The sequence below is a fragment of the Leptotrichia sp. oral taxon 879 str. F0557 genome, assembly GCF_000469385.1.
GTDB lineage: Bacteria > Fusobacteriota > Fusobacteriia > Fusobacteriales > Leptotrichiaceae > Leptotrichia > Leptotrichia mesophila.
On sequence record NZ_KI271322.1, the window covers coordinates 1 to 23,508 of the forward strand.

The window sequence follows — 23,508 nt, forward strand, 5'->3', positions numbered from 1 at the left end:
TGAAAAAATATTTATTAATCAAAATATATAAAAATTAATAAAAAATAATTTATTTGGATATTTGAAAAGAATATTTGAAATAAAAAAGGAATGAGATGAATAAAATAAAAAATAATTATAAAATTGGACAAAAACTGGAAATTGAGATAGAAAAAATAGTGTTTGGTGGAGAAGGACTCGGAAGAGTTGATGGATTTGCAGTATTTGTGCCGATGAGTGTGCCAGGAGATAAAGTAGAAATCGAGATTATTTCGGTTAAAAAGTCGTATGCGAGGGGGCTTATAACTAGGATAATTGAACCATCAAAGGACAGGATTGAGGATATGTCCAAAATTAGTTTTGAGGATTTTGATGGCTGTGATTTTGGAATGCTTAAATATGAAAAACAGCTTGAGTATAAGGATAAGATGCTTGAGGAAGTGTTGACAAAGATTGCTGAAATTGATTTGAAAAAGGTAAAAATTGGCAAAATTATTGGAAGTGATGAAAAAATTAATTATAGAAATAAGACAGCTGAACCATTTTTCAAAAAGAATGGGATTATTCAGACGGGGTTTTATTCAAGAAAGTCCCACAATGTATTTTCAGCTAAAGAAAGTCTTCTAAAGTCAGAAATTGCTAAAATAATTATTGATAAATTTTTGCAGAAAGTAAATAGTTTTTCGGGTACAAAAAAGGAATTTAAAGTTTTTAATGAAGTGAATAATACTGGATTTTTGAAGCAGATAATGGTTAGAAATAATGAAAAAGATGAAGTTATGATAGTTGTTGTCGTGAATAAAAATTCGCAGTATAATCAGCTTTCAAAAGTGCTGGAAGAAATGTATGATGAAAATGACTGCATAAAATCAATCTATATTTCTGTAAAAACTGAGCAGAATAATGTAATTTTAGGTAAAAATGTCCATTTATTTGGAAGCCAGTATTTGGAAGAGGAAATGGAAGGATTAAAATTCAAGATTTATCCAAATTCATTTTTCCAAATTAATAAAAAACAGGCACTGAAACTTTACGATGTTGCAATAAACTTTTTGAATGAAGAAAATAAAAATACTTATAAAATCTACGAAAAAACAGTAATTGACGCATTTTCAGGGACTGGAACAATTGCAATGATGCTTTCAAAAAATATAAAGAAAGTTATTGGGATTGAAAGTGTAGAAAGTTCAACACTTGCTGCAAAACTGACTTCTTATGAAAACTCCATTCAAAATGTAGAATTTATAAATGGAAAAGTTGAGAAGGAACTGCCAAAAATTTTGAAGAGAGAAAATGTCGGAGCAATAGTTTTTGACCCTCCAAGACGAGGAATCGAAGAATCAGCATTAAAGAGTGTTATACAGAATAAAATTGAAAAAATTGTCTATATTTCCTGCAATCCTGCTACTTTTGCACGAGATGTGAAGATTTTAGCTGAAAATGGGTATTTGCTTAAAAAAATTACACCTGTGGATATGTTTCCGCAGACTGGGCATATTGAGGTAGTGGGGTTATTGGAAAAATAAAAAAAAGTAAATATTAGTCTAATATTTTATAGAAAAAGCGTGGAAATCGTTAGCAAATGAAATAATAATTAATAGGAGAAAATATAAGAAATGATGGAGTATTTTGAACTGGATAAAAGAAAAAATTTTGATGAAAGAAAATATTTATCAACAGAATTACTTGATAAATTAGGGTTAAATAAATACAGAAAATTGATAGAAGAAAATGATGCTATTTATTGTTCTGGAAAATATGGTTATAAATTAAAAAATGAAACTTATGAAAAAATTAAAGAAATTTTATGTGAAATGTATAAAGATGTTTACGATTTGGAAGATGAAGAAGAAAAAGAAATGTTTAATGAACAAATAGAATCCTTTTTTTGTGATAAAAAATTATTAAGTGTATGGCAATTATTCTTTGAAGATAGAGTTTTAGAGGCATGTGTGAAAAATTGGAAACACTCTCCTCATATTGGATTAGATAACGAGGAAAAATTAAGAGATGATTTGATTCCGCTTGATTTAATTGAAAATAAAGAAGATGAAATTTTTCTTTTACACAAAGTGAATGGAGGAATTTATTTTTATTACGCATTTACATTCGTTATAAAAATAGCGGATAATTTTGATGAATTTATAGATAATTTATATGAAATTTAAAAATTAAAAAATTATTGTAAAATAATAAAAATATATTAAAGGAAGTTGATATTTATGAAAATATACACAAAATATGGTGATGAAGGTTTTACAAGACTTTATGGAGGACAAAGAGTCAGCAAGACTCATGTGAGAGTGGAAGCGTATGGAACAATGGATGAAGTTTGTTCATTACTTGGAGTAATTATTGCTGAAATTCGTGAAGATGAAAAGTTGAATGATATACTTGGAAAGATACGTGAAGAATGTGAAAATATACAGCAGCAGCTTTTTGACTGCGGAAGTGACCTTGCGACTCCTGATGGATTACGAGAGTACAAGCAAACAATTGATGATGTGAAATGGCTTGAGGAAAGAATGGATGAATATATTCCACAATTGCCTAAATTAGAATGTTTTGTAATTCCTGGAGGAAGCAGAATGTCAAGCATGTTCCATCTTATGAGGACAAGCACTCGTAGCTTGGAACGAAAAATGATTGCTGTAATTGAAGCAAATGAAGGAATAAATAAAGTTGGACTTCAATATATCAATAGACTTTCTGACTATTTCTTTGTAGCAGCATGCCTTACAAATCTAAAATTAGGAAATAATGAAACTATCTATAAAAGAAGTGCAAAAATTTTTAGAAATAGCAAATAGTGTGTATTTAAATTAGAATTTTAAAATTTCTAGAATAATTTTTTAATATCATAATAAGGAGCAAAATCAAATGAAATTAGGAATTATTGGAGCAGGAAATATGGGAAGCTCTATATTGAAAGGCGTTACATCTTCAAACTTTCTTGAAAATAAAAATATAGCTATTTTTGATTTAAACAAGGAAAAAATTGAAGAATTATCAAAAGAGTACGGTGTAAAAAAAGCAGAAAATGAAAACGAACTTGCAAAAGAAAGCGATATTCTCATCCTTTCTGTAAAACCAAATATTGTTCCAAAAGTACTGGATAAAATAAAAGATAACTTGTCAGAAAAAACGATTGTTTTATCAATTGCCGCTGGAATTAGCATTGATTTTATTGAAAATATTATTGGAACTGACAAAAAAGTTATTAGAACTATGCCAAACACACCTGCTCAAATGATGGAAGGAATGACGGCAGTTTCTTTTAATCATAACATTCAGGAAAATGAAAAAAGTATGATTTTTAAATTGCTGAATAGTTTTGGAAAAAGTATTGAAATTGAGGAAAAACTTATGCATGCCTATACAGGAATTAGTGGCTCTTTACCAGCCTATGTTTACGTATTTATGGAGGCTCTTGCGGATGGCGGGGTACTGGAAGGAATGCCAAGGGACAAAGCTTATGAAATTATTGCCCAAACGGTTTTAGGCTCAGCTAAAATGATGCTTGAAACCAAAAAACATCCAGGAATTTTGAAAGATGAGGTAACTTCTCCAGGAGGAACTACAATTGCCGCCTTGAAAGTACTGGAAGATGGTAAATTTAGAGGAACTGTAATGGAAGCCGTTAAGGCTTGTACGGAAAAGTCTAAAGAAATGGCAGGGGAGTAAAATCCCCTTTTTTATTATATTTATAAATATTTTAACACTAAACCCTATTTAAATAATGAATTTATTACAAACATTTCCAATAAAGGATAAAAACCTAATATTTTAAAATAAGTAAAATATAATTTTTTTCTGTTAATAAACCGACAGAGATTCTCAGTATAAACCTTTACTGCAAGATAAGGATTTGCGGCAATGAGCAATCCTGCGAAAATAAAGAAAAAACATAATAAAAATAGTAAAAACTTATATTAAACAGAATAATCCAATACTAAATCACATTAGAAAATAGTATACAATTCAAAATTTATTAAACATTTGCTATTTAGATGAAAAATAGTATAAATTTTCTTTTATATAATCTGATATTTTTCCACATATTTTAATTTATGATTTATCCAATATTCCAACTGATTTTCAGCCTGATTTACACGGAATTCAAGATTATGTTTTGCCATGTCAACAAATAAAGAGTTATCCTTTTGATAAATAGTCAAGTAATGTTTTCCTTTTCTGTCCACAGCCACTATTTTTCCATTCTCAACTGAAAATGTATATTGAATACTGTTATAATCACGATTTGGACTCCACACCAGACTTTTATCGCCAGTTATTTTTATATAGAATGCCGAATTTGTGGGAATAAACGCCAAGTTTAACCAATTCAGCCCTTTACTGTCAATTCCTCCAGAAATTCCCTTGTTCCCATAAGCAGTTATTTTATATTCTCCTATTCCTACATTTTTTACTCCTGCAAACACCATTCCTAGCGACTTTAGTTCAGCTTTCTCGAAATCTACATTGTCTTTATAGTTTAGAAAAAAATCGTTTGAAGAATATTTTATAATTTTAGATTGATCTGTTATTTTTCCCTTTTTATTTATTTTTATTATTTTAAAATCTTTTTTCAAAGTATCAGATAAAAATTCATAAACATTGACTGCTGCATATCGTGAAGGCATAAAAGCCAGATAATTTCCCACATTTAGCTGAACAGGATATTTATCCCCATTTCCTGATATTATTCTGTAGCTTATATAATCAGGATTATTTGACATTCTAAATGAAAATTTTTCAAAATTGTTAAAATTTTCTTTATTTCCAGCATTCAATGTGAAACTTAGTAAAATTCCGATTAACAGCATAAATTTTAATAATATATTTTTTTTCATAAAAATCTCCTAAATTTATAGTAATTTTAGTTTAAAACGAGAGTAAAAAGTTAGGTTCATCTATAGCCGGTTATTTCTTTTTATATATTTTTTTCAATCTCAAAAAGATTACCTATCATTTTAAAACTTCGTAAAAAAAGGAGTTAATTCAAAATTTAATTTGAAAAAAACCCCTAAAAATTTTTAAAGATTATTGTTGATTCGCGATTATAGCAATTTCTACTCTTCTATTTTGAGCTCTTCCAGCTTCTGTTGCGTTACTTGCAATTGGCTGTTTACTTCCATAACCACGTGAAGTTATTCTTGAGCTTGAAATACCTTGTGACTCAAGATAAGATTCTACTGAATTTGCACGATTTACAGAAAGTGGATTGTTAATTGCATCATTTCCTGTTGTGTCTGTATGTCCTGAAACTACAATTGTTGAGTCAGGATAAGTTTTTAATACTGTTGCTACTGAATCCAACGTATTTTTAAATTGTGGCTTGATTACGTAGCTATTTAAATCAAAAGTAATATTTTCAGGTGCTGTCAATTTGATTTCACCTTCTCCAGTTCTTTTTACATCTACCCCTGTTCCTTTTAATTTATTTCTTAATTCTTTTTCCTGTCTATCAAATATATTTCCAATAGCTGCTCCAACTGCGGCTCCTCCAGCTGTACCAATTAATGTACCTTTTGTATCCTTTCCGATAGCTTGTCCGATTACAGCTCCCGCAGCCGCTCCAATTCCTGCACCGATTCCAGTTTTACTAACTTTTCTCGTTCCATCAGTAGCAGTTGTACAAGAAACTACTGTTAATAATGATAACAGAATAATTGCTAATACTTTTTTCATATTTACTCCTCCTTAATAAGAAAATATTTATTTTCAATATATTGTACTATATTATTCTATTATTTAAGTTTATTTTCACTTTGAAAATATTTTATCTTGAGGAATTAAATGCTTTCGTGAAAAAATTTAGATTGTTGTATAGAAAAATAATTTCAAATAAAAAACAGGAGTTAAAAATTTTCCTCCTGTTAAAAAACATTTTACAACATTTTTAATTCTATTAATTTAGCATTCATCAGCATTAGTATGATAAATATGTAAAATTCTATCATCATAATCTATTGCCACACAATAATAACTATTGCTAGGATAATCTTCTCTCATTCCCAATTTAGCATTTGAATTATAGGATCTTAATTCTCTGTCAACTCGAATATTATTGTATCTTACTCCATTAATACGACATGTTTTATACGTAGTTGAAATTGTTAAAAACGGATGGTCAAAAGTTTTATTCAAAATTTTTCCTCTTCCTTCACAATATCCTGATGTAATTTGTTCTGCTCCTATTACATTAAGCGAACAAAGTGATATTCCTAATAAAAATAATACTTTTTTCATTTTAAATCTTCCTTTCTTAATATATTATTATTTTACTTTGATTTTTATTATATCATATAATTTCTATAAAGTCATATACAATATATATATATATATATATAATTGATATATATTGTAAATGATTAAATTTTAAAAATATATAAGAAAAATGTATAGATGTCAAACATTTGTTACAAAAATATATTAAAAAAAATGTTCCTTTCCTAATGTATCTTTAACCTACTGATTTTGCTTGTACTCTTTTAACACTTCATTTGGACTCTTAAAGTCCAGTACTTTTCTTGATATGTTGTTGTATCTTATATTGTATTTCCTTATTGCCCTTAACAGTTCTTCCTTGCTTTTAAATTTCTTGTCTGCATAGTACTTTGCTGTCAAGCCTGTGGCTTCTTTCCACTTTTCCATTCTCCATTAACATTTTCAAAAACTAAATATGAAGGATAGTCCTTTACACCTTTTTTAGTCGTAACTTCCTTCACAAATTCGGCCTTTACCTGCTTATTTGAAATCTGTGTAACATTAATATCTCCTTTAATTTTTTGCCCATAAACAGGATTTTTCTCAAAAAATTTCTTTTGATTAGAAATATAATAGGCTTTTGTAACAGAAGACTGATAATATTCGATTTTATCACCTAAAATTTTCTCCAAAGTATCAAAATCAGCATTGCTTGAAGCTTCATTCCAAATATTTACCATTTCTTTTATTTGCTCTTCTACACTTTTTTCCTTTTTCCTAGTTTTTTCTTTGTTATTTAAAGTATCTGAATTTTCTCTTTTTCCACACGAAATCGCTAATAAAATCAGAAGTAATAATAAAAAAATCTTTTTCAATTTCATTTCTTCTTTTTTAATATTTTATTAATTTCCTTTGATTTCTATTATATAAAATGATTTTTATTTAAAAAAAACTAATCATAATAGTAGCCATCATCATATTCATCACTATTATCATCATAATCGTTTTCATAGTCATCATTGTCGTAATAATCTTCATCAGAACCATCATATTCGTCATCATCTTCATAATAATCATTATAAGAATCATCAATATAATTTTGTGTGTAGTCTTCGTTTTCAGAATAACTTTGAAAAGAATCTTTTACTCCATTTATGATTTTATCTCTATATTTTGTCCAACCAGCAATTGAGTTTGTCGAAATTAAAGTTAATATTCCTAATATTAAAATTTTGTTTTTCATTATTCATTATTTTTCCTTTCTGTAAAAAATCATTACTCCATATTATCGTACATTCTAGCAAATTTAATTAATCTGTCTTTTGTAAGCTCTTGATAAGTCAATATTTCAACATTTGCACCAGCTCGTCCACCCATTCCAGGATTTCCATCCTCACCATTATTCGAATTTTCTACTTTCTTTTTTCTATTTTTTATCCATTGTCTCTGTTCATTTCTAAATTCAATTTTTCTACTTTCAGACATTCTTTCTCTTATCAAATTATAAACTTTTGTAAGTTCATCATCCAGCTTTTCATTAAGCTTTTCATTTGCTTGTGTTTCTTCTACGCTCCAACCATATTCTTCACTTACTTTGTCTCTTGCAGCTTCATAATCTGCAATTCTATCTTTTATTTTATCTTCATAATTTTTTATTTTTGGTTGTAAAGTTTTTTCTTCTTTTTTTATATTTGCAGTATTTTCTTGAGCATTTTGTTGCTCTTTCTGTTTTTTTAATATTTCTGCATTCTCCTTTTCTAATTTTTCTACTTTTTTCTCCAATTCAGAGTTTTTATTTTGACAAGATAAAAACAAAAATAATGACAAAATAATAGTTAATTTAACAATTATATTTTTTACTTTCATAAATTTCCTCCAATTTATAAAATTATTAACAAAACATTATTTTTTTCTTCGATATTTATTATACTATAATTTTAAAAAATGTCAAATTCTAATTTTATTCGAATAATCTTTCTAAATTTGATTTTTTTTCAGTTTAAGTATATAATGTAAAATAAAAAAATAGGAGAAAAAATGAAAATATATACTGCCCCAATGGCTGGTACTACTGATTATTCCTTTAGAAAAATACTTGAAAAATTTGAGCCAGATTTTTTATTTACAGAAATGGTAAATGCTAATTTACTGAATCGTGAGGATGATACTACAATAAATGAACTTTTAAAGTGTGATGATAAACAGCGAACTGGAACACAAATTTTTGGCGGAGATAAAGAAGAATTGATTTCAGGAATTTTAAAGCTGAAAAATTTGGGATTTAGAAAAATTAATATAAATATGGGATGTCCACAGCCTAAAATTATAAAAAATGGGGCAGGCTCGGCACTTCTTGAAAATTATGACTTAGTTAATCAAGTCCTTTTGGAAACACAAAATATTCGTGCTGAAATTTCTATAAAAATACGTGTTGGCTATAAAGATTTTGACAATCCTGAAATATTTTTGAATTTGGCAAATAAGCATAATCTTGATTTTATCTGTGTGCATGGACGGACTCAAAAACAAATGTATTCTGGAACTGCCAACTGGGAAATTGTTGAAAAACTAAGTAAAATGCCAAGAAATATAAATTTTTTTGGAAATGGCGATTTATTTGAGCCTACCGAGATAAAACGAAAAACATCCTCCTGCAGTCTTGACGGTATAATACTTTCACGTGGAATAATCGGTAATCCTTGGCTAATTCCACAAACAAGGGAATTTCTGAACATTGGCAAAATAAACACAATTCAAACTTTTGATGAAACAAAATCGATTGTGTTGGAACATTTGCAAAATATTATGAAACATAAAGGCGAAATGAAGGCTGTGCTTGAAATAAACAAATTTTTACGTCCATATTTTCAAAAATTTTGGGATAAAAATCTAGACAGAAACAGTGAATTTGCAGTGATTGAGAACTTTTATGATGAAAATCTAAAAACAAAGATTGATAAAATTATTTTGGAAAAAGAAATTTTGAAAAAAATAAATATGATTAAAATGTTATAAATAAAGTTTTAAATAAGTTTTTTTATTGAAATTTTTAATAAAAAAGGGTATAATCACAGTTGAGAAGTAGCTGTGATTTTATTTTGAAGGAGAGTGCAAGAAATGATTTTTACAAATGTGAATGATGAAATTCAAAACAAAAGTTTAGCAAAGGATATTCAATTTTGTATTGAATTTGCGAAAAAAAATGAGAATAAAATTTTATCGCTTGTAAATGGAAGTTATGATATTGAGTATAATGATATCAAAATGAATGTCGGAAAATATTTTACAAAAAGTGAAAATGAGAAATTTTGGGAAAGCCATAAAAAATATCTTGATGTTCAGATTATGATTAATGGAACTGAAAAAGTTTCAGTTGGGGATATGAGAAATATGGATATTAAAAGTTTTGATGCTGAAAAAGATCTAGTAATTCTGGATGGTGAAAAAGCATTCGATATAATTATGACAACTGGAGATGTTCTTGTATTTTTCCCAAATGATGTTCACAAGCCTGAACTTAATGTTTCTGAAAATGATAATTCTGGGAATATAAGAAAAATTGTTACAAAAGTTGTTTTTAAAATTGAAATTAATAAAATGAATATTTAAAACAAAACTTTATAACTAAAGAAATAATAAAAAAGGAGTTTAAAGATGTATTTTCCAGAGCCATTGAAACAAGGAGATAAAGTGTTTTTAGTTTGCACTTCTTCGCCTATTTTTGCAGAAGATATTGAAAAATGTAAAGAAACTGTGAAAAACTTAGGTTTTGAGCCAGTCTTAGGGGAAAGCCTTTTTGAGAATATTGGAGGATATATGGCGGGAACGCCTGAAATTAGGGTAAAAGATTTACACAAGGCTTTTTCTGATGATGAAATTAAAGGAATTTTTTGTGTGAAGGGGGGATTTAGCGCTTCGCAACTTTTGGATAAGCTGGACTATGAATTGATAAAGAAAAATCCTAAAGTTTTTGTAGGTTATAGCGATGTTACAAATTTGAGCATTGCTTTCAATCAGAAGTGTAATTTGGGAGTTTTTCACGGTCCTATGGTAAAGTCGAATATGTTTAATGGTTTTAATGAATTTACAAAAAAATCTTTTTTTAATTCCTTGAATAAGAAAAAAGATGAAAAATGGTTATTTGAAAATCCAATAGATGAAAAAACTGGAGCAGAAAAAGAAACTTCATTTCTGTATAAAAAAGATTTTGAAAATAAAAAAATAAACGGCGAATTAACTGGCGGAAATCTTTCAATAATTGTTACAACTTTAGGAACAGATTATGAAATTGATACAAAAGGAAAAATATTTTTTATTGAGGAAATCGAAGAAGAAATCAGCAGAATTGACAGAATGATGACACATTTGAAATATGCTGGAAAATTTGAAGACTGTAATGCGGTTTTGTTAGGTAATTTTGCGGGCTGTGAAAATACTTATGGAGAAAATTATGAGTTAATGGACTTTTTAAAAGATTTTTTCAAGGATTATGAAAAACCTGTAATTTATGGACTTGAAAGTGGACATGAAAAGCCTGACTTGGTAACAATGCCGATGGGAGCAAAATGTACTTTGAAGATTAATGAAAATATAAATGAAATTTATTTTGAAAAATAGAAGTACAGAAAATAGTATAAATAAATTTACATAGAAAGAAGGAAAAAATCAATGTTTTTTGATATGCATGCAGATGTGTGGACAGATAATTTTTGGGAATATCAGAAGGGAAATAAAGATGTTATTAGAAATAAATATAAAGAAAAATTCTTAAAAGGAGGGCTTTCTGGAGGAATTTTTGTTATTTATTTGAATGTAAATGAAGTGGAGAATGCTGAAGAATATTTTTTTGCAGATTTGCGAGCAATGACTGAGGAATTGTATCATGCAAGAGATTTGATAAAGGTTATAAAAGAGCCATCTGATTTTAAAATTTTTGAAAATTGGGAAACTACTAAGGAAGAAGATAAAAAGTTTGGAGTTATGCTTGGAATAGAAGGGCTTCCAGGGATTGGAGATAAACTTGACTATATTTATTTATTAAATCAGCTTGGTGTGCGACATATTGGAATGACTTGGAATGAAACAAACGCTTTTGCAACAGGGCAGAGCGGAGATAAAAACAGGGGATTGACTTCACTTGGAATTGATGCTGTGAGAATAATCAATGAATTGGGAATCCTGCTTGATGTTTCCCATGCCAACGATAAAACATTCTGGGATATTGCCAAACATTCTAAAAATCCTTTTTTTGCTTCACATTCTAATGCCAGAAGCCTTTGTCCGTCAATGAGGAACTTGACTGATGATCAAATTTTATGTATCGGTGAGCGAGGAGGAATGGTCGGAATGAACAGTTACCATAATTTTGTTAGTCAAAATGAAAATGAGAAAAATCTAGAAATGCTTTTGAATCATTTAGAGTATGTAGCTGAAAAAATTGGGCTGGATAAAGTCGGATTTGGACTTGACTTTGCGGAATATTATACTCCAGAAGGAGAAGAAGCTGACGGACTTCTTGGTCTTCACGATGTTACAGAGTTAGGAAATGTGAAAAAAGCCTTGAAAAAAAGAGGATATTCCGAAAATGAGATTGAGATGGTAACTTATAAAAATTTTATTGACTTTTTTGGAAGAGTGAGAAATTCCAAATAAAAAATAATAGTAAAATTGAGAAAAGAAAGGAACTTAATAAATGAACAATAAAAGAAAACCAATTATAGGAATTACTACTTCGCTGGAATTAAACCCGAACAGACTGAATGATCATAAGACAATAGTTTCTGTGGATTACAGTAAAGCCGTTATAAATGCTGGAGGAATACCGTTTATTTTGCCAATAACAGAAAATATGGAAGTTATAAGGGAACAAATTCAGCATTTGGATGGTCTTTTACTTTCTGGGGGAGGGGATCCTGATCCAATTTTATATGGAGAGGACTGTCTGCAGGAAGTTGGAAGCATTACACCAGAGCGAGATAAATTTGAGCTTACAATTTTGGATGAGTTTATGAAAACTGGAAAGCCTATTTTTGGGATTTGCCGTGGATTACAAATTGCAAATATCTATTTTGGCGGAAGTTTGTATCAAGATGTAAAATATATAGACACAACTGTCAATCATATGCAAAAGTGGCTTCCTGACTTGCCTACACACGATATAAATATTGAAAAAGACAATATTTTATTCGAAATTTTTGGTGAAAAAACAAGAATTAATTCTTATCATCATCAAATGATAAAAGATTTGGGAAATAATTTGACTTCTATTGCAAAAGCGAATGATGGTATAATAGAAGCTTTTCAAAACAAAAATCATAAATTCTTTTACGCAGTACAATGGCATCCTGAAATGATGGCAGTTCGTGGCAATAAGAAAATGCAGAAGATTTTTGATAAATTTATTGAAAGTTGTGGAAAATAATTTAAATTTTAATAAAAAAGTGAAAAACTAAAATTAATTAGCAATTCACTTTTTTTTTATTTCAGATTTTTTATTTTAGTACCATAAAAGATTAATTCCATTTTCTTTACATTCTTTTACGATTTCAGGAGTCCAAACTGAAGCCTGAACTTCCCCAATGTGAGCTTTTTGTAACAAGAACATACAAATTCTCGACTGTCCGATTCCTCCACCGATTGTTAACGGTAATTCATTATTTAAAAGCATTTTATGAAAATCAAGATTTTTTCGTTCCTCTAAGTTCAATTCTTTCAATTGACGTTCTAACGCCTTTTTATCTACACGGATTCCCATTGATGATAATTCTAACGAACTATCAAGAACTGGATTCCACATAATCAAATCTCCATTTAGTTCCCAATCATCATAATCTGGAGCACGTCCATCGTGTTTTTCTCCTGATTCTAACACTTTTCCAATTTGCATAATGAAAATTGCACCATTTTCTTTTGCAAACTTGTCTTCTCGTTCGTTCGGAGTCAATTCAGGATATAGATTTTCCAGCTCTTGAGAAGTAATAAATGTTACTTCCTTTGGTAAAAATTTTTCAAATTTACTAAATTTATCTGTCAATTCTTTTTCTGTATTTAAAAAGACTTGATATATTTTTTTTACTGTTTCTTTTAAAAAATCTAAATTTCTATCCTCTTTTGAGATAACTTTTTCCCAGTCCCACTGATCCACGTAAATTGAATGAGTGTTATCTAGATCTTCATCTCTTCTAATGGCATTCATATCTGTGTAAATACCTTTTCCAGCCTCTACACCATACTGCTTTAATGCAATTCTTTTCCATTTTGCAAGCGAATGCACAATTTCCAATGTAGCATCTGGCATTTCTTTCATTTCAAAAGCCACAGGACGTTCAACTCCATTTAGATTATCATTAATCCCAGCAGACTTTCTAACAAACATAGGTGCTGAAATTCTTGTTAAATCCAATGATTTTGCAAGTTCTCTCTCAAAACAGTCTTTCGCCACTTTTATGGCAATTTCTGTTTCCATAATTCCGTATTTGGAATCATAATTTTTTGGAATTATAATACTTGACATATACTCTCCTTCTTTCTCAGTTTTTTTATTCTACTTTTAAATGGTATCAAAATTATTATTTATTGTCAAATTTTTCTATATTAAGTAATTTTTTTACATTATTTACAATATTTTGTATAACTTCCATCAATAAAGATTGATTTTCTTCTGAATACATATGTGAAAAAAGAGAATTTAGATTTTCTTCAAAGTTTTCAGGCAAGATTTTGCATTGTTTTTTGCAAAGTTGAATTAAACGTTTTTCACCAGGATGAGTTACTTCATTTATTGCAAATAATAAATCAAAATATGAAGCTAGAAATTCTGTTATTCTGTGATTTATACTGACAAAATCTTTTCTTGAAATTGCTTTTTTTATTTGATTTGGGTATGCTGGCATTGAAGAGTCTATTAATTCCAGCTGTCTTTTTATGATGTTTTCTTTTAGCTGTTTTGGATAGTTTATGGTATATTTGTTTTTGTATTTTTCAAGAGTTCCGTTTTTGTCATATAAAATTTTGCAGGTAATTAGATTGTGCCACATGCAGGTTGTGTAAGAATTGCTTGGCTGATATTCAGCAATGACTCTTTCGATACCTTTCATAAAGTCTTTCATATCTCGGTAAAGAATATCAATTTCGATTCCGTTATTTAGGACACAATTATCTTCGTATTCCCAAAAGCTGTTTCCAATTTCCATATAACTGCAGAATTTTTTTAGAATATTTTTTCTTTTTTCTTCACTAACTGGGGAATTTACGTAAAGATACACATCATAGTCTGACTTTTCATCATAATTCACTCCCGCTCGTGAACCCCCCAATGCAATTGCCTCAACTTCTTCTAATAAAGATAGTTCCTTAAATAATTGTTCTACCATTTTTTCTCCTAAAATTTTCTAATTTTTAAATACTGTCAATAAATGTATTTTATCACTAAATATTTAATTTTTCTATAATTTTTTGTTTGATTTAAAAAATTTAGAAAATAATTTGATTATCAAAATAAATAATAATATAATATTTTTGATATAAAAATATTTGATTATAGAAGGATATATTATAAAATGAAAAAAAAGAAAAATTTTAAATTTTTATTATTGTTGACAGGAATTTTATTGTTTGTGCTGTCTTGTGGAGGAAATGTCAGAAAAAATGCCAGCAAGGACGAGATTGTTGCAGCTAATTTCAGGGATATTCGTGACTTGAATCCGCATAATTATGCTGGAGAACTGTATGCACAGAATATTTTATATGAAGGGCTTGTTACAATTAACAAGGATGGAATCATTGCACCGCAGCTTGCTGAAAAATGGGAAATTTCAAAGGATGGACGTGAATATACATTTCATTTGAGAAAAAATGTAGTATTCTCTGATGGAGAAAAATTTGATGCAAAGGCTGTAAAAGCTAACTTTGATGCAATTATGGAAAATAAGGATAGACATGGATGGCTTGAAAGTGTACGACTTTTTGATGGATTTGAAACGCCTGATGACTATACATTTAAAATAAAATTGAAGGAACCATATTATCCAATGCTAATTGAACTTGCGTCAATACGTCCATTCAGATTTATTTCACCTAAAGCTATGAAAAATGGAAAAAGTACAAAAAATGGAGTAGATAAATATGTTGGAACAGGGCCTTATGTGCTAAAATCAAATAAAACTGACGAGGAAGCTGTTTTTGAAGTGAATGATAAGTATTGGGGAGAAAAACCAAAAATTAAAACAATTCGTGTAAAGGTTATTCCTGAAGAGCAAACTAGATCGCTTGCACTTGAAAAAGGAGATATTGACATCGTGTTTGGGCGTGATATGATCGATAGCGAATCATTTAAGAAATTTAAAGATAAAAAAGGATTTACCGCTATGATGTCTGAACCTGTAGCAACAAGAATGATGCTTGTAAATACAACAAAGGGAGCATTAACTGACAAGAATGTACGTAAGGCATTGCAACATGTACTTGATAAAAAAGAAATTTCTCAAGGGATTTTTGAAGGAACAGAAACCCCAGCTGATACAATCCTTGCAAAAACAGTCCCTTATGCAAATATTGATGTACCAGTTTACAATTATTCTTTAGATGAAGCAAAAAAATTATTAGATGCGGCAGGATGGACAGCTAGAGCTGACGGAAAAAGACAAAAGGATGGAAAATCTCTAGTAATTACATTGAATTACAATGCTGACAGCGTGAGCGAAAAATCAATTTCAGAATACTTTGCTCAACAGCTAGCTAAAATTGGTGTTGAATTGAAGACAGTTGGGGAAGAGGAGCAGTCTTACAGAGATAGAATGAAAAAAGGAGATTTTGATATTGTATTCAATATTTCATGGGGAGTACCTTATGATCCGCAATCATTCTTAGGTGGTATGAGAAAACCAGTTTATGGAGATTATGCAGCACAGCAAGGATTATCTCAAAAATCACAAATTGATAATTCTATTCTAAAAGGCTTGAAAACTACAAGTGAAACTGAAAGAGCTGAATTATTTAAATATGTTCTGACAACTTTACAAGATGAGGCTGTTTATATTCCAATAACTTATGAAACAAATAGAGCAATCTTTAATGATAGAGTTCAAGACGTTAAATTTGGTACATCGCTATATGAAGTTCCATATTATTCAATGAGTTTAAAATAAGGTAAGTGAAGAATATTTTTGATATAAGTATTTGTTTTATATTAGAAAGGAAATCTAATTAAGTGAAAAAATATATAATAAAAAGAATTTTAATATCAATTCCGTTAATTATTGGGATTACTTTTATTGCGTTTTGTCTTATAAATCTGATTCCGTCAGATCCGGCAGAAGTGGCTTTACGTGTAAATGATATTACTCCGACAGAAGCTGATATTAATAGAATGCGTGAGTTGCTGGGATTAAATAGACCATTTTTACTCAGATATTTTGACTGGTTGTGGAAAAGTCTGCATTTTGACTTTGGAATTTCTTATGTGAATACGAATAGGAAAGTTGCAGATGAAATTGCAAGAACATTACCAGTTACGTTAAAATTAGCTGGAATTTCACTTGTTATGATACTTGGCATAAGCATTCCAATTGGAGTGCTTTGTGCTGTTAAGAAAAATAGTTTTTTTGATAAAATTATAAGAATAATCGTATTTTTCGGGACTGCAATTCCAGACTACTGGCTATCATTAATTTTATTGTCAATTTTTGCATTAAAACTAAATATGTTTCCAATAAGTGGGGCAAGTTCGATTTCAGGCTATATTTTGCCTGCCTTTGCACTTAGTATGAGCTATATTTCCACATATATTCGATTAATTCGGACAAATATGATAGAAACGCTAGAAGAAGACCATATTTACTATGCAAAAGTGAGAGGACTTTCAAAAAAATCAATAATTTTTAAACATGCACTAAAAAATTCAATTCATTCTTCGTTAAATGCGCTTGGAATGAGTATTGTAAAATTAGTTGCAGGAACGTTTATAATTGAAAATATATTTGTGTTGCCTGGAATTGGAAGACTTTGTGTTCAGGCAATATTTGGACGTGATTATCCAGTAATTCAAGCATATATATTACTTATGAGAATTTTATTTGTTGGATGCAATTTGCTGGTGGATATTGTGAGCTGCTGTATTGACCCAAGACTTGCGGAAACGGAGGCGTAAATGTTGAAAAAGATATTAAAAGACAAAGTGGCATTGGTATGTCTAATTATTCTCGCATTAATCATTTTAATGGGAATTTTTGCACCGGTTATTTCTACATACAATCCACTTGAAGGAAGCATTACTCAAAAATTTAAAAATCCATCATTTGAGCATTTGCTAGGAACTGACTATTTGGGACGTGATACATTTACAAGGCTTATTTATGGAGTCAGAACGACTTTACTACTTTCTATCGTTACAATGATTCCGACTATTTTGGTAGGATTATTTGTGGGACTAATTTCTGGATATTTTCGGGGAATTGTGGATGAAATTCTTATGAGATTTTGTGATGTGATGATGTCGTTTCCGAGTCAAGTTATGATTCTAGCTATAGTTGGTGCTTTGGGAATAGGGATTAAAAATGTTATCATTGCAAATATCGCTGTAAAATGGATGTGGTATGCCAGAATGATACGTGGAAATGTAATTCGTCAAAATGATAAAAACTATATTCTTTTTTCAAAGACAATTGGAGCAAAAACTTCCTACATTTTCAGAAAGCACATTATTCCAATGATAATGCCTGAATTAATTGTATTAATAACGCTGGATATGGGATGGCTAATTTTAAGCATTTCAACATTATCTTTCTTAGGATTGGGAGTGCAGGCTCCGACACCTGAATGGGGTGCAATGCTAAGTGAAGCCAAAAATGTAATTGCAACAAAACCAGAACAGATGCTAGCTCCTGGACTTGCCATTGTAATTACAGTTGCAGCCTTTAATTTGCTAGGAGACAGTTTTAAGGATAATAAATAAAAGGAGTTCAAGCATAAGATGAAAATATTGGAAGTAAAAAATTTGATAATAAAACTGAAAAAAGATAATAGGGAAATAATAAAAAATATCAACTTTTCAATGGAAAAGAACACTTGCCTTGGTATTCTGGGAGAAAGCGGGAGCGGGAAAAGTGTTACGTGCAAGTCAATTTTAAATATTTTGAATAAAAATTTTGATGTAAAAGGGAAAATTATTTTTGATGGAAAAAATCTGCTTGAGTGTAAGGAAGAGGAAATGAGGGAAATTCGTGGGAAAGAAATTTGCATGATTTTGCAAAATCCGATGACTTCATTTGATCCTTTGTACACAATTGAAAATCAGATGGTGGAAACTTTTTTGGAACATATTAAAATTTCAAGGCAAGATGCTGTGAATTTGGCGAAAGAGTCGCTTGAAAAAATGCGGCTAAAGGATATTGATAATGTTTTAAAAAAATATCCGCACGAACTAAGTGGCGGAATGCTGCAAAGAATAATGATTGCAATAGCCATCGCATTAAAACCAAAATTAATCATAGCCGACGAGCCAACAACTGCTATTGATTCCCTCAATCAAAAGGATATTATTGAAGAATTTAAAATATTAAAAAATGAGATAAACGTATCAATATTATTTGTAACCCATGATTTAGGAATTTTATCCTATTTGGCAGATAATCTGATTGTAATGCAAAATGGGAAAATTGTGGAAAGTGGTACAACTTCTGAAATTATAAATAATTATAAGCACGAGCATACAAATTTTTTGATTGAAACACGGCGAGCCTTGATGAAAAAATTTAAGGAAGTAGCTGATTAAGCCATTTGATGAAAGTGAGAATAAAAAATGGAAGAAAATAAAATAAACAAAAAAATAATATTTTACTAAAAGTTTCAAATATTACTAAGAGTTATACTGAAAAGAAGTTTTTGAAAAAAACTGTAAAAAATGTGTTAAAAGATGTATCATTTTCATTGGAAAAGGGAAAATGTCTTGGAATTATCGGAGAAAGTGGAAGTGGGAAAAGTACGCTTGGGAGAATTTTGACTGGAATTGAAAATGCCGATAGTGGATTTGTAGAATTTGAAGGGAAAGATATTCATAAAAAGGAAAATAAAGAAATAAAAAATGATATAAGCATTGTTTTTCAAAATTATGTTTCTTCTGTAAATCCTAAATTTTCTATTGCCGAGATTATTTCTGAACCTTTGATAATTGAAACAACAATGAAAAAAAATGAAATTAATGAAGAATTAAAAAATTTGATAAAAGCTGTGGGACTTTCTGAAGAATTTTTAGAGAGATTTCCAAATGAACTAAGCGGAGGACAGCTTCGAAGAGTGTGCATAGCAAGGGCAATCGCAACAAAGCCTAAGTTTATTATGTTAGATGAGGCTGTAAGTTCACTTGATGTGTCTACACAGGTGGAAATTTTGGATTTATTGCAGAAATTGAAGAAAGAGTATAATTTGTCGTATATTTTTGTAACGCACGATTTGCTTACGATAACTTATATTTGCGACAGCGTAATATTTTTTCGCAATGGAAAGATTGAAGAGGAAATATCTGATATAAAAAATTTAAAAAATATAAAAAAAGATTACTCAAGAAAATTGATTGATGCAGTAATAGAATTTTAATGTTTACATTCACAAGATAAAAATGTTATAATTAACAATATAAAAAATATATGATTGGAGAGAAATAAGTGTGGATGTACATCATTTAAAAATTTTCTTTGAGGCGTGCAAGGAAAAAAGTTTTACAAAAGCTGCAAAAAATTTATTTATAAGTCAATCTGCGGTATCAATACAAATAAAAAAACTGGAAACAAAACTTGGAATCCAGCTTATTGAAAGAAATTCTAAAAATTTTAGGTTGACTTTTGCGGGAAAAGAGCTTTATCGAATGTCAAAGGATGTTTTTGACAAGATTTTGCGAGTGGAAAAGGAAATGGAAAAAATTTCACATTATGGCAAAGGAAAAATTTGCATAGGGGCGACTCATAATATTGGAGAGCCTGTACTGCCAAGAATTATGGTGGAATTTAAGAAGCATAATCCTGAAATTGAATTTGATTTGTATATCAAAAATCGTGAATCCCTTGTAAAACATCTGAAAGAAGGAACAGTTGACGTTGCTTTAATGGAGGAATATTTCATTGAAGATAAGGAAATAAAAGTTATTGAAACTGAGGAATATCCTTTTGTCGTTGTGGCAGGGGAAAAAATATCAGATTATAATGAATTAAAGGAAATGCAGCTGTTAAAGCGGGATACTGTATTGACAAGCAAATACTTGGATTTATTTGAAAAAATAATAGGATTTAATTTTGAAAACAGAATTGTCATAAATGGAAGTATCGAAACGATGAAAAACCTTATAAAAAGTGGGCTTGGTTTTGCCGTTCTGCCGTATTACAGCGTTTATGAGGAAATCGAAAAAGGCACATTAAAAGTAATTCATAACTTTGAAAAATCTGAAGATAAGTTTCAAATTGCCTATATCCGTGAAAATGGAGAAAAACCTGGAATTTCCAAATTTGTGAAATTTGTGAAGGATTACAAAATTACACCAGCATTATTTTCAGTAAAAAATAAATAGTAATTTAAACAGATAATTTATAAATAAATTTTAGGAGGAAAATTATGTTAAAAGAGAATATCAGAAATTCGTATTTAACAGCTTTTGAAACTGTGAAGGCATTTGTGGAAAATGAGGAAAATATTGAAAAAACAGAAAAAATTGCACAGGAATTAGCATTAGCCTATAAAAATGGGAAAAAATCGTTAATTGCAGGAAATGGTGGAAGTAACTGTGATGCGATGCACTTTGCAGAAGAATTTACAGGAAGATTTAGAAAAGACAGAAGAGCGCTTCCGTCTATAAGTATCAGCGATTCTTCCCATATCACATGTGTTGGAAATGATTACGGATTTGATTTTGTATTTGCAAAAGGTGTGGAAGCATTTGGGCAGGAAGGTGACTTTTTCTTTGGAATTTCAACTTCGGGAAATTCTAAAAATATAATTGAGGCTGTAAAATCGGCAAAAGAGCGAAATTTAAAAACTGTAGCACTGCTTGGAAAAGATGGCGGGAAGTTAAAAGGAGTATGTGATTATGAATTTATAATTCCTGGAGAAACATCAGATAGGATTCAGGAAGTTCATATGATGATTCTGCATATTATAATTGAAGGTGTGGAAAGAATTTTATTTCCTGAAAACTATAGTTTCCTGAAAACTGTTAAAAATAAGTTGATTTCATTTTTTGAGTAATTCGGTTAATGTAGGAGGAAAATGAAAAAAAGTGTAAATATAGAGAAAATTAGAAATACAGAATATTTGAAATTAGCACTTGGGTTTACTTTGTCAACGCTGACAACGCCCTTGTTAAATTCTGTTGACACAGCAGTTGTAGGAAATCTTTCAAATCCAGTCTTTATAGGTGGAGTAACACTTGGAGGAACGATTTTTAATACAATTTATTGGCTATTTGGCTTTTTACGTGTTAGCACATCTGGATATTCTGCAAAGGCTTTTGGAGAAAATAATGAAAAGGAAGAGATTACAGTATTAATCCGTCCCGTATTAATTTCACTTATTTTAGGATTTCTGTTTGTTATTTTTCAGAAACCTATTTTATGGGGATTTATTCATTTTTTTGATGCTGGAAAAGAGATTACGAAATATATAGAAATTTATTTTAATATTCTAATATGGGGAGCCCCTTTCGTATTTCTGAACTACACATTTTTGGGATGGATAATGGGACGAAAAGAAATAAAAAAATGTCTAATTTTGCAACTTATGACAAATATTGTGAATATTTTTCTTGATTTATATTTTGTAGAAGTTTTAAGAATGGATGTTACTGGAGTAGCAGCTGCTACACTAATTTCGCAACTTATGACAACTCTTTTATCAATTTTTATTATTTTAAGAACTTTTTCACTAAAAAAAATCTTATACAATATAAATTTGAAAGAAATATTTGATAGAAGCGAAATAAAAAAAGTTGGAGCAGTGAATTCAGATTTAGTGATTCGTACAGTCTGTTTACTGATAGCAACAAATTTATTCTTGGAAAAAGCTGCACATAACGGTAAAATAATATTAGCTGCAAATTCTATATTATTTCAAGTTCAATATTTGATGTCGTATATTTTTGATGGCTTTGCTAATGCATCAAGTGTGTTTTCAGGTATAGCGGCAGGAGAGAAAAATTTTAGAAAACTAAAATGGGTAATGAGAAAATCAATTCATTTTTGTATCATAATCTCAGCATTTTTAAGTATAGCATTTATTTTAGGTGGTGAAAAACTGCTATTATTTTACACAAAGAATACAGAAGTTGTAAACACTGCAAGTCAGTATAAAATGTGGATAGCTTTATTTCCAATAGTTATAAGCTTTGGATTAGTAATTTATGGAAATTTTACAGGTGCTACAGAAACAGCATATATAAGAAATTCAATGCTGCAATCGTTAGTAATCTTTCTAATAGTGTATTTTACAGTAATACCAGCATATCAAAATCATGGATTATGGTTATCTTTCATAGTTTTTTCATTAGCAAGGTCGTTATTTTTAATGAGATATGTTAAAAAATTTATGGAAAAATATAAATCGGAATTAAATGTAAGAACATCGATAAATAGGGGTATTTAGCTAGTTTTTACAATTATATGCTAAAAAGATTTGAATATAAGGAATTTTATTGTAATTTCATTTTGAATAAATAGCTTTTTATAAGAAATTTAACAGTTTTATGTGGTATATTACTGTTGAAACAAAATTTAAAGAAAAGGAATGATGAAGATGAAATTATTGAAAAAATCAATGCTAGTATTGTCTGTAATGACATTAATTGGAGGAATGAGTTTTGCCGCAACAGCTAAGAAAAGACCTGCTGCAAGAAAGGTGGCTTCAGAATCATATACTTGCGGTTCTGAAAGAATAACAGTTTCTTATCCAGCAACAAATACTGCCAGAGTAGTTACTAAAGCAGGAAATGTTTACAACCTTAAAGTAGCAACATCAGGTAGTGGATCAAGATATGTTTCTAAAAATGGAAATGTAGAATTCTTCAAAGGTGGAAAAGATGCTATTTATAGAGGACCTAATGGTATTGAAAAATCTTGCACAAGAAGATAACAAAATTTATTCTTAATTAATTGAAAAACATAGCTGACAGATTAAAAAAGTCTGAAAGCTATGTTTTTTATTTTTTAGTTTGCTTTCAGGTAATATTATACTATTCACCGTTTAAATAGCGAATGTTTAATAAATTTTGAACTATAGGTTGTCAAACAGGTCTATTATATAAGCAAGTAAAATCAGTCGCCATTTCCCTTGCAACCCTGGCTC

The 23,508-nt window shown here is 29.5% G+C and carries 27 protein-coding genes; 18 read left to right on the plus strand and 9 right to left on the minus strand.

The window, feature by feature from the left end:
• The first annotated feature begins 95 nt into the window (after positions 1-95).
• The 4 genes from rlmD (at position 96) to proC (ending at position 3,663) form a co-directional block, all read left to right on the plus strand.
• The gene (gene rlmD / locus HMPREF1552_RS05270) at positions 96-1,505 is read left to right on the plus strand and encodes a 23S rRNA (uracil(1939)-C(5))-methyltransferase RlmD (RefSeq protein ID WP_021744074.1); all 1,410 of its coding nucleotides are present in this window, start codon (positions 96-98) and stop codon (positions 1,503-1,505) included.
• Between the two features lie 90 nt (positions 1,506-1,595).
• Positions 1,596-2,147, plus strand: coding sequence for a CDP-glycerol--glycerophosphate glycerophosphotransferase (locus HMPREF1552_RS05275; protein ID WP_039901242.1), 552 nt, complete (start codon positions 1,596-1,598; stop codon positions 2,145-2,147).
• A gap of 54 nt (positions 2,148-2,201) precedes the next feature.
• The gene (locus HMPREF1552_RS05280) at positions 2,202-2,789 is read left to right on the plus strand and encodes a cob(I)yrinic acid a,c-diamide adenosyltransferase (protein WP_021744076.1); all 588 of its coding nucleotides are present in this window, start codon (positions 2,202-2,204) and stop codon (positions 2,787-2,789) included.
• A 70-nt stretch (positions 2,790-2,859) separates the two neighbouring features.
• Positions 2,860-3,663, plus strand: a complete 804-nt coding sequence (proC, locus tag HMPREF1552_RS05285; protein ID WP_021744077.1) for a pyrroline-5-carboxylate reductase — start codon at positions 2,860-2,862, stop codon at positions 3,661-3,663.
• A gap of 350 nt (positions 3,664-4,013) precedes the next feature.
• Here the strand turns inward: proC and HMPREF1552_RS05290 are convergent, their stop codons facing one another.
• From HMPREF1552_RS05290 to HMPREF1552_RS05315, 7 genes are all read right to left on the minus strand, one after another.
• Positions 4,014-4,832, minus strand: a complete 819-nt coding sequence (locus HMPREF1552_RS05290; protein WP_021744079.1) for a hypothetical protein — start codon at positions 4,830-4,832, stop codon at positions 4,014-4,016.
• A 190-nt stretch (positions 4,833-5,022) separates the two neighbouring features.
• Positions 5,023-5,670, minus strand: coding sequence for an OmpA family protein (locus HMPREF1552_RS05295; RefSeq protein WP_021744080.1), 648 nt, complete (start codon positions 5,668-5,670; stop codon positions 5,023-5,025).
• Positions 5,671-5,895: 225 nt separating this feature from the next.
• Positions 5,896-6,231, minus strand: coding sequence for a hypothetical protein (locus HMPREF1552_RS05300; protein WP_021744082.1), 336 nt, complete (start codon positions 6,229-6,231; stop codon positions 5,896-5,898).
• Positions 6,232-6,450: 219 nt separating this feature from the next.
• The gene (locus HMPREF1552_RS11825; protein WP_196808125.1) at positions 6,451-6,636 is read right to left on the minus strand and encodes a hypothetical protein; all 186 of its coding nucleotides are present in this window, start codon (positions 6,634-6,636) and stop codon (positions 6,451-6,453) included.
• Positions 6,606-7,064 carry a hypothetical protein gene (locus HMPREF1552_RS05305; protein ID WP_231370751.1) on the minus strand — a complete coding sequence of 153 codons (459 nt, stop codon included), beginning with the start codon at positions 7,062-7,064 and terminating at the stop codon, positions 6,606-6,608. Before HMPREF1552_RS05305 ends, HMPREF1552_RS11825 begins: the two co-directional genes overlap by 31 nt.
• A gap of 77 nt (positions 7,065-7,141) precedes the next feature.
• Positions 7,142-7,432, minus strand: coding sequence for a hypothetical protein (locus HMPREF1552_RS05310; protein WP_021744085.1), 291 nt, complete (start codon positions 7,430-7,432; stop codon positions 7,142-7,144).
• A gap of 32 nt (positions 7,433-7,464) precedes the next feature.
• Entirely contained in the window at positions 7,465-8,055 is a 591-nt protein-coding gene (locus tag HMPREF1552_RS05315) for a lysozyme inhibitor LprI family protein (protein WP_021744086.1), read from the minus strand.
• A gap of 171 nt (positions 8,056-8,226) precedes the next feature.
• On the opposite strand from HMPREF1552_RS05315, the gene HMPREF1552_RS05320 reads away from it, so the two are divergent.
• The 5 genes from HMPREF1552_RS05320 (at position 8,227) to HMPREF1552_RS05340 (ending at position 12,610) form a co-directional block, all read left to right on the plus strand.
• The gene (locus HMPREF1552_RS05320; protein WP_021744087.1) at positions 8,227-9,204 is read left to right on the plus strand and encodes a tRNA-dihydrouridine synthase; all 978 of its coding nucleotides are present in this window, start codon (positions 8,227-8,229) and stop codon (positions 9,202-9,204) included.
• A 102-nt stretch (positions 9,205-9,306) separates the two neighbouring features.
• Positions 9,307-9,798: a YhcH/YjgK/YiaL family protein gene (locus tag HMPREF1552_RS05325; RefSeq protein ID WP_039901243.1), complete on the plus strand. Its 492-nt coding sequence runs from the start codon at positions 9,307-9,309 to the stop codon at positions 9,796-9,798.
• A 45-nt stretch (positions 9,799-9,843) separates the two neighbouring features.
• Positions 9,844-10,806, plus strand: coding sequence for an LD-carboxypeptidase (locus HMPREF1552_RS05330; protein WP_021744089.1), 963 nt, complete (start codon positions 9,844-9,846; stop codon positions 10,804-10,806).
• A 51-nt stretch (positions 10,807-10,857) separates the two neighbouring features.
• Positions 10,858-11,841 carry a dipeptidase gene (locus HMPREF1552_RS05335; protein WP_021744090.1) on the plus strand — a complete coding sequence of 328 codons (984 nt, stop codon included), beginning with the start codon at positions 10,858-10,860 and terminating at the stop codon, positions 11,839-11,841.
• A 40-nt stretch (positions 11,842-11,881) separates the two neighbouring features.
• Entirely contained in the window at positions 11,882-12,610 is a 729-nt protein-coding gene (locus HMPREF1552_RS05340; protein ID WP_021744091.1) for a gamma-glutamyl-gamma-aminobutyrate hydrolase family protein, read from the plus strand.
• 75 nt (positions 12,611-12,685) lie between these two features.
• On the opposite strand, the gene asnA is transcribed toward HMPREF1552_RS05340, so the two are convergent.
• Together asnA and HMPREF1552_RS05350 are read right to left on the minus strand one after the other, a co-directional pair.
• Positions 12,686-13,702, minus strand: coding sequence for an aspartate--ammonia ligase (gene asnA, locus HMPREF1552_RS05345; protein ID WP_021744092.1), 1,017 nt, complete (start codon positions 13,700-13,702; stop codon positions 12,686-12,688).
• A gap of 55 nt (positions 13,703-13,757) precedes the next feature.
• Complete coding sequence (locus HMPREF1552_RS05350) at positions 13,758-14,561, minus strand: DUF4037 domain-containing protein (RefSeq protein WP_021744093.1); 804 nt, start codon at positions 14,559-14,561, stop codon at positions 13,758-13,760.
• A 186-nt stretch (positions 14,562-14,747) separates the two neighbouring features.
• Between HMPREF1552_RS05350 and nikA the strand changes: the two genes are divergently transcribed.
• The 9 genes from nikA to HMPREF1552_RS05395 all read left to right on the plus strand — a co-directional run bounded on the left by nikA (position 14,748) and on the right by HMPREF1552_RS05395 (position 23,295).
• Complete coding sequence (gene nikA, locus HMPREF1552_RS05355) at positions 14,748-16,334, plus strand: nickel ABC transporter substrate-binding protein (protein ID WP_021744094.1); 1,587 nt, start codon at positions 14,748-14,750, stop codon at positions 16,332-16,334.
• A gap of 62 nt (positions 16,335-16,396) precedes the next feature.
• The gene (gene opp1B / locus HMPREF1552_RS05360; RefSeq protein ID WP_021744095.1) at positions 16,397-17,335 is read left to right on the plus strand and encodes a nickel/cobalt ABC transporter permease; all 939 of its coding nucleotides are present in this window, start codon (positions 16,397-16,399) and stop codon (positions 17,333-17,335) included.
• Entirely contained in the window at positions 17,336-18,139 is an 804-nt protein-coding gene (gene opp1C / locus HMPREF1552_RS05365; RefSeq protein WP_021744096.1) for a nickel/cobalt ABC transporter permease, read from the plus strand.
• Between the two features lie 18 nt (positions 18,140-18,157).
• The gene (locus tag HMPREF1552_RS05370) at positions 18,158-18,958 is read left to right on the plus strand and encodes an ABC transporter ATP-binding protein (protein ID WP_021744097.1); all 801 of its coding nucleotides are present in this window, start codon (positions 18,158-18,160) and stop codon (positions 18,956-18,958) included.
• Between the two features lie 110 nt (positions 18,959-19,068).
• Entirely contained in the window at positions 19,069-19,779 is a 711-nt protein-coding gene (locus HMPREF1552_RS05375; RefSeq protein WP_021744098.1) for an ABC transporter ATP-binding protein, read from the plus strand.
• 70 nt (positions 19,780-19,849) lie between these two features.
• Complete coding sequence (locus HMPREF1552_RS05380) at positions 19,850-20,743, plus strand: LysR family transcriptional regulator (RefSeq protein WP_021744099.1); 894 nt, start codon at positions 19,850-19,852, stop codon at positions 20,741-20,743.
• A gap of 44 nt (positions 20,744-20,787) precedes the next feature.
• The gene (gene gmhA, locus HMPREF1552_RS05385) at positions 20,788-21,417 is read left to right on the plus strand and encodes a D-sedoheptulose 7-phosphate isomerase (RefSeq protein WP_021744100.1); all 630 of its coding nucleotides are present in this window, start codon (positions 20,788-20,790) and stop codon (positions 21,415-21,417) included.
• A 21-nt stretch (positions 21,418-21,438) separates the two neighbouring features.
• Complete coding sequence (locus HMPREF1552_RS05390; protein WP_021744101.1) at positions 21,439-22,809, plus strand: MATE family efflux transporter; 1,371 nt, start codon at positions 21,439-21,441, stop codon at positions 22,807-22,809.
• A gap of 150 nt (positions 22,810-22,959) precedes the next feature.
• A complete protein-coding gene (locus HMPREF1552_RS05395; RefSeq protein ID WP_026746618.1) occupies positions 22,960-23,295 on the plus strand; it encodes an MliC family protein in 336 nt (111 codons plus the stop codon).
• Positions 23,296-23,508: the final 213 nt, after the last annotated feature.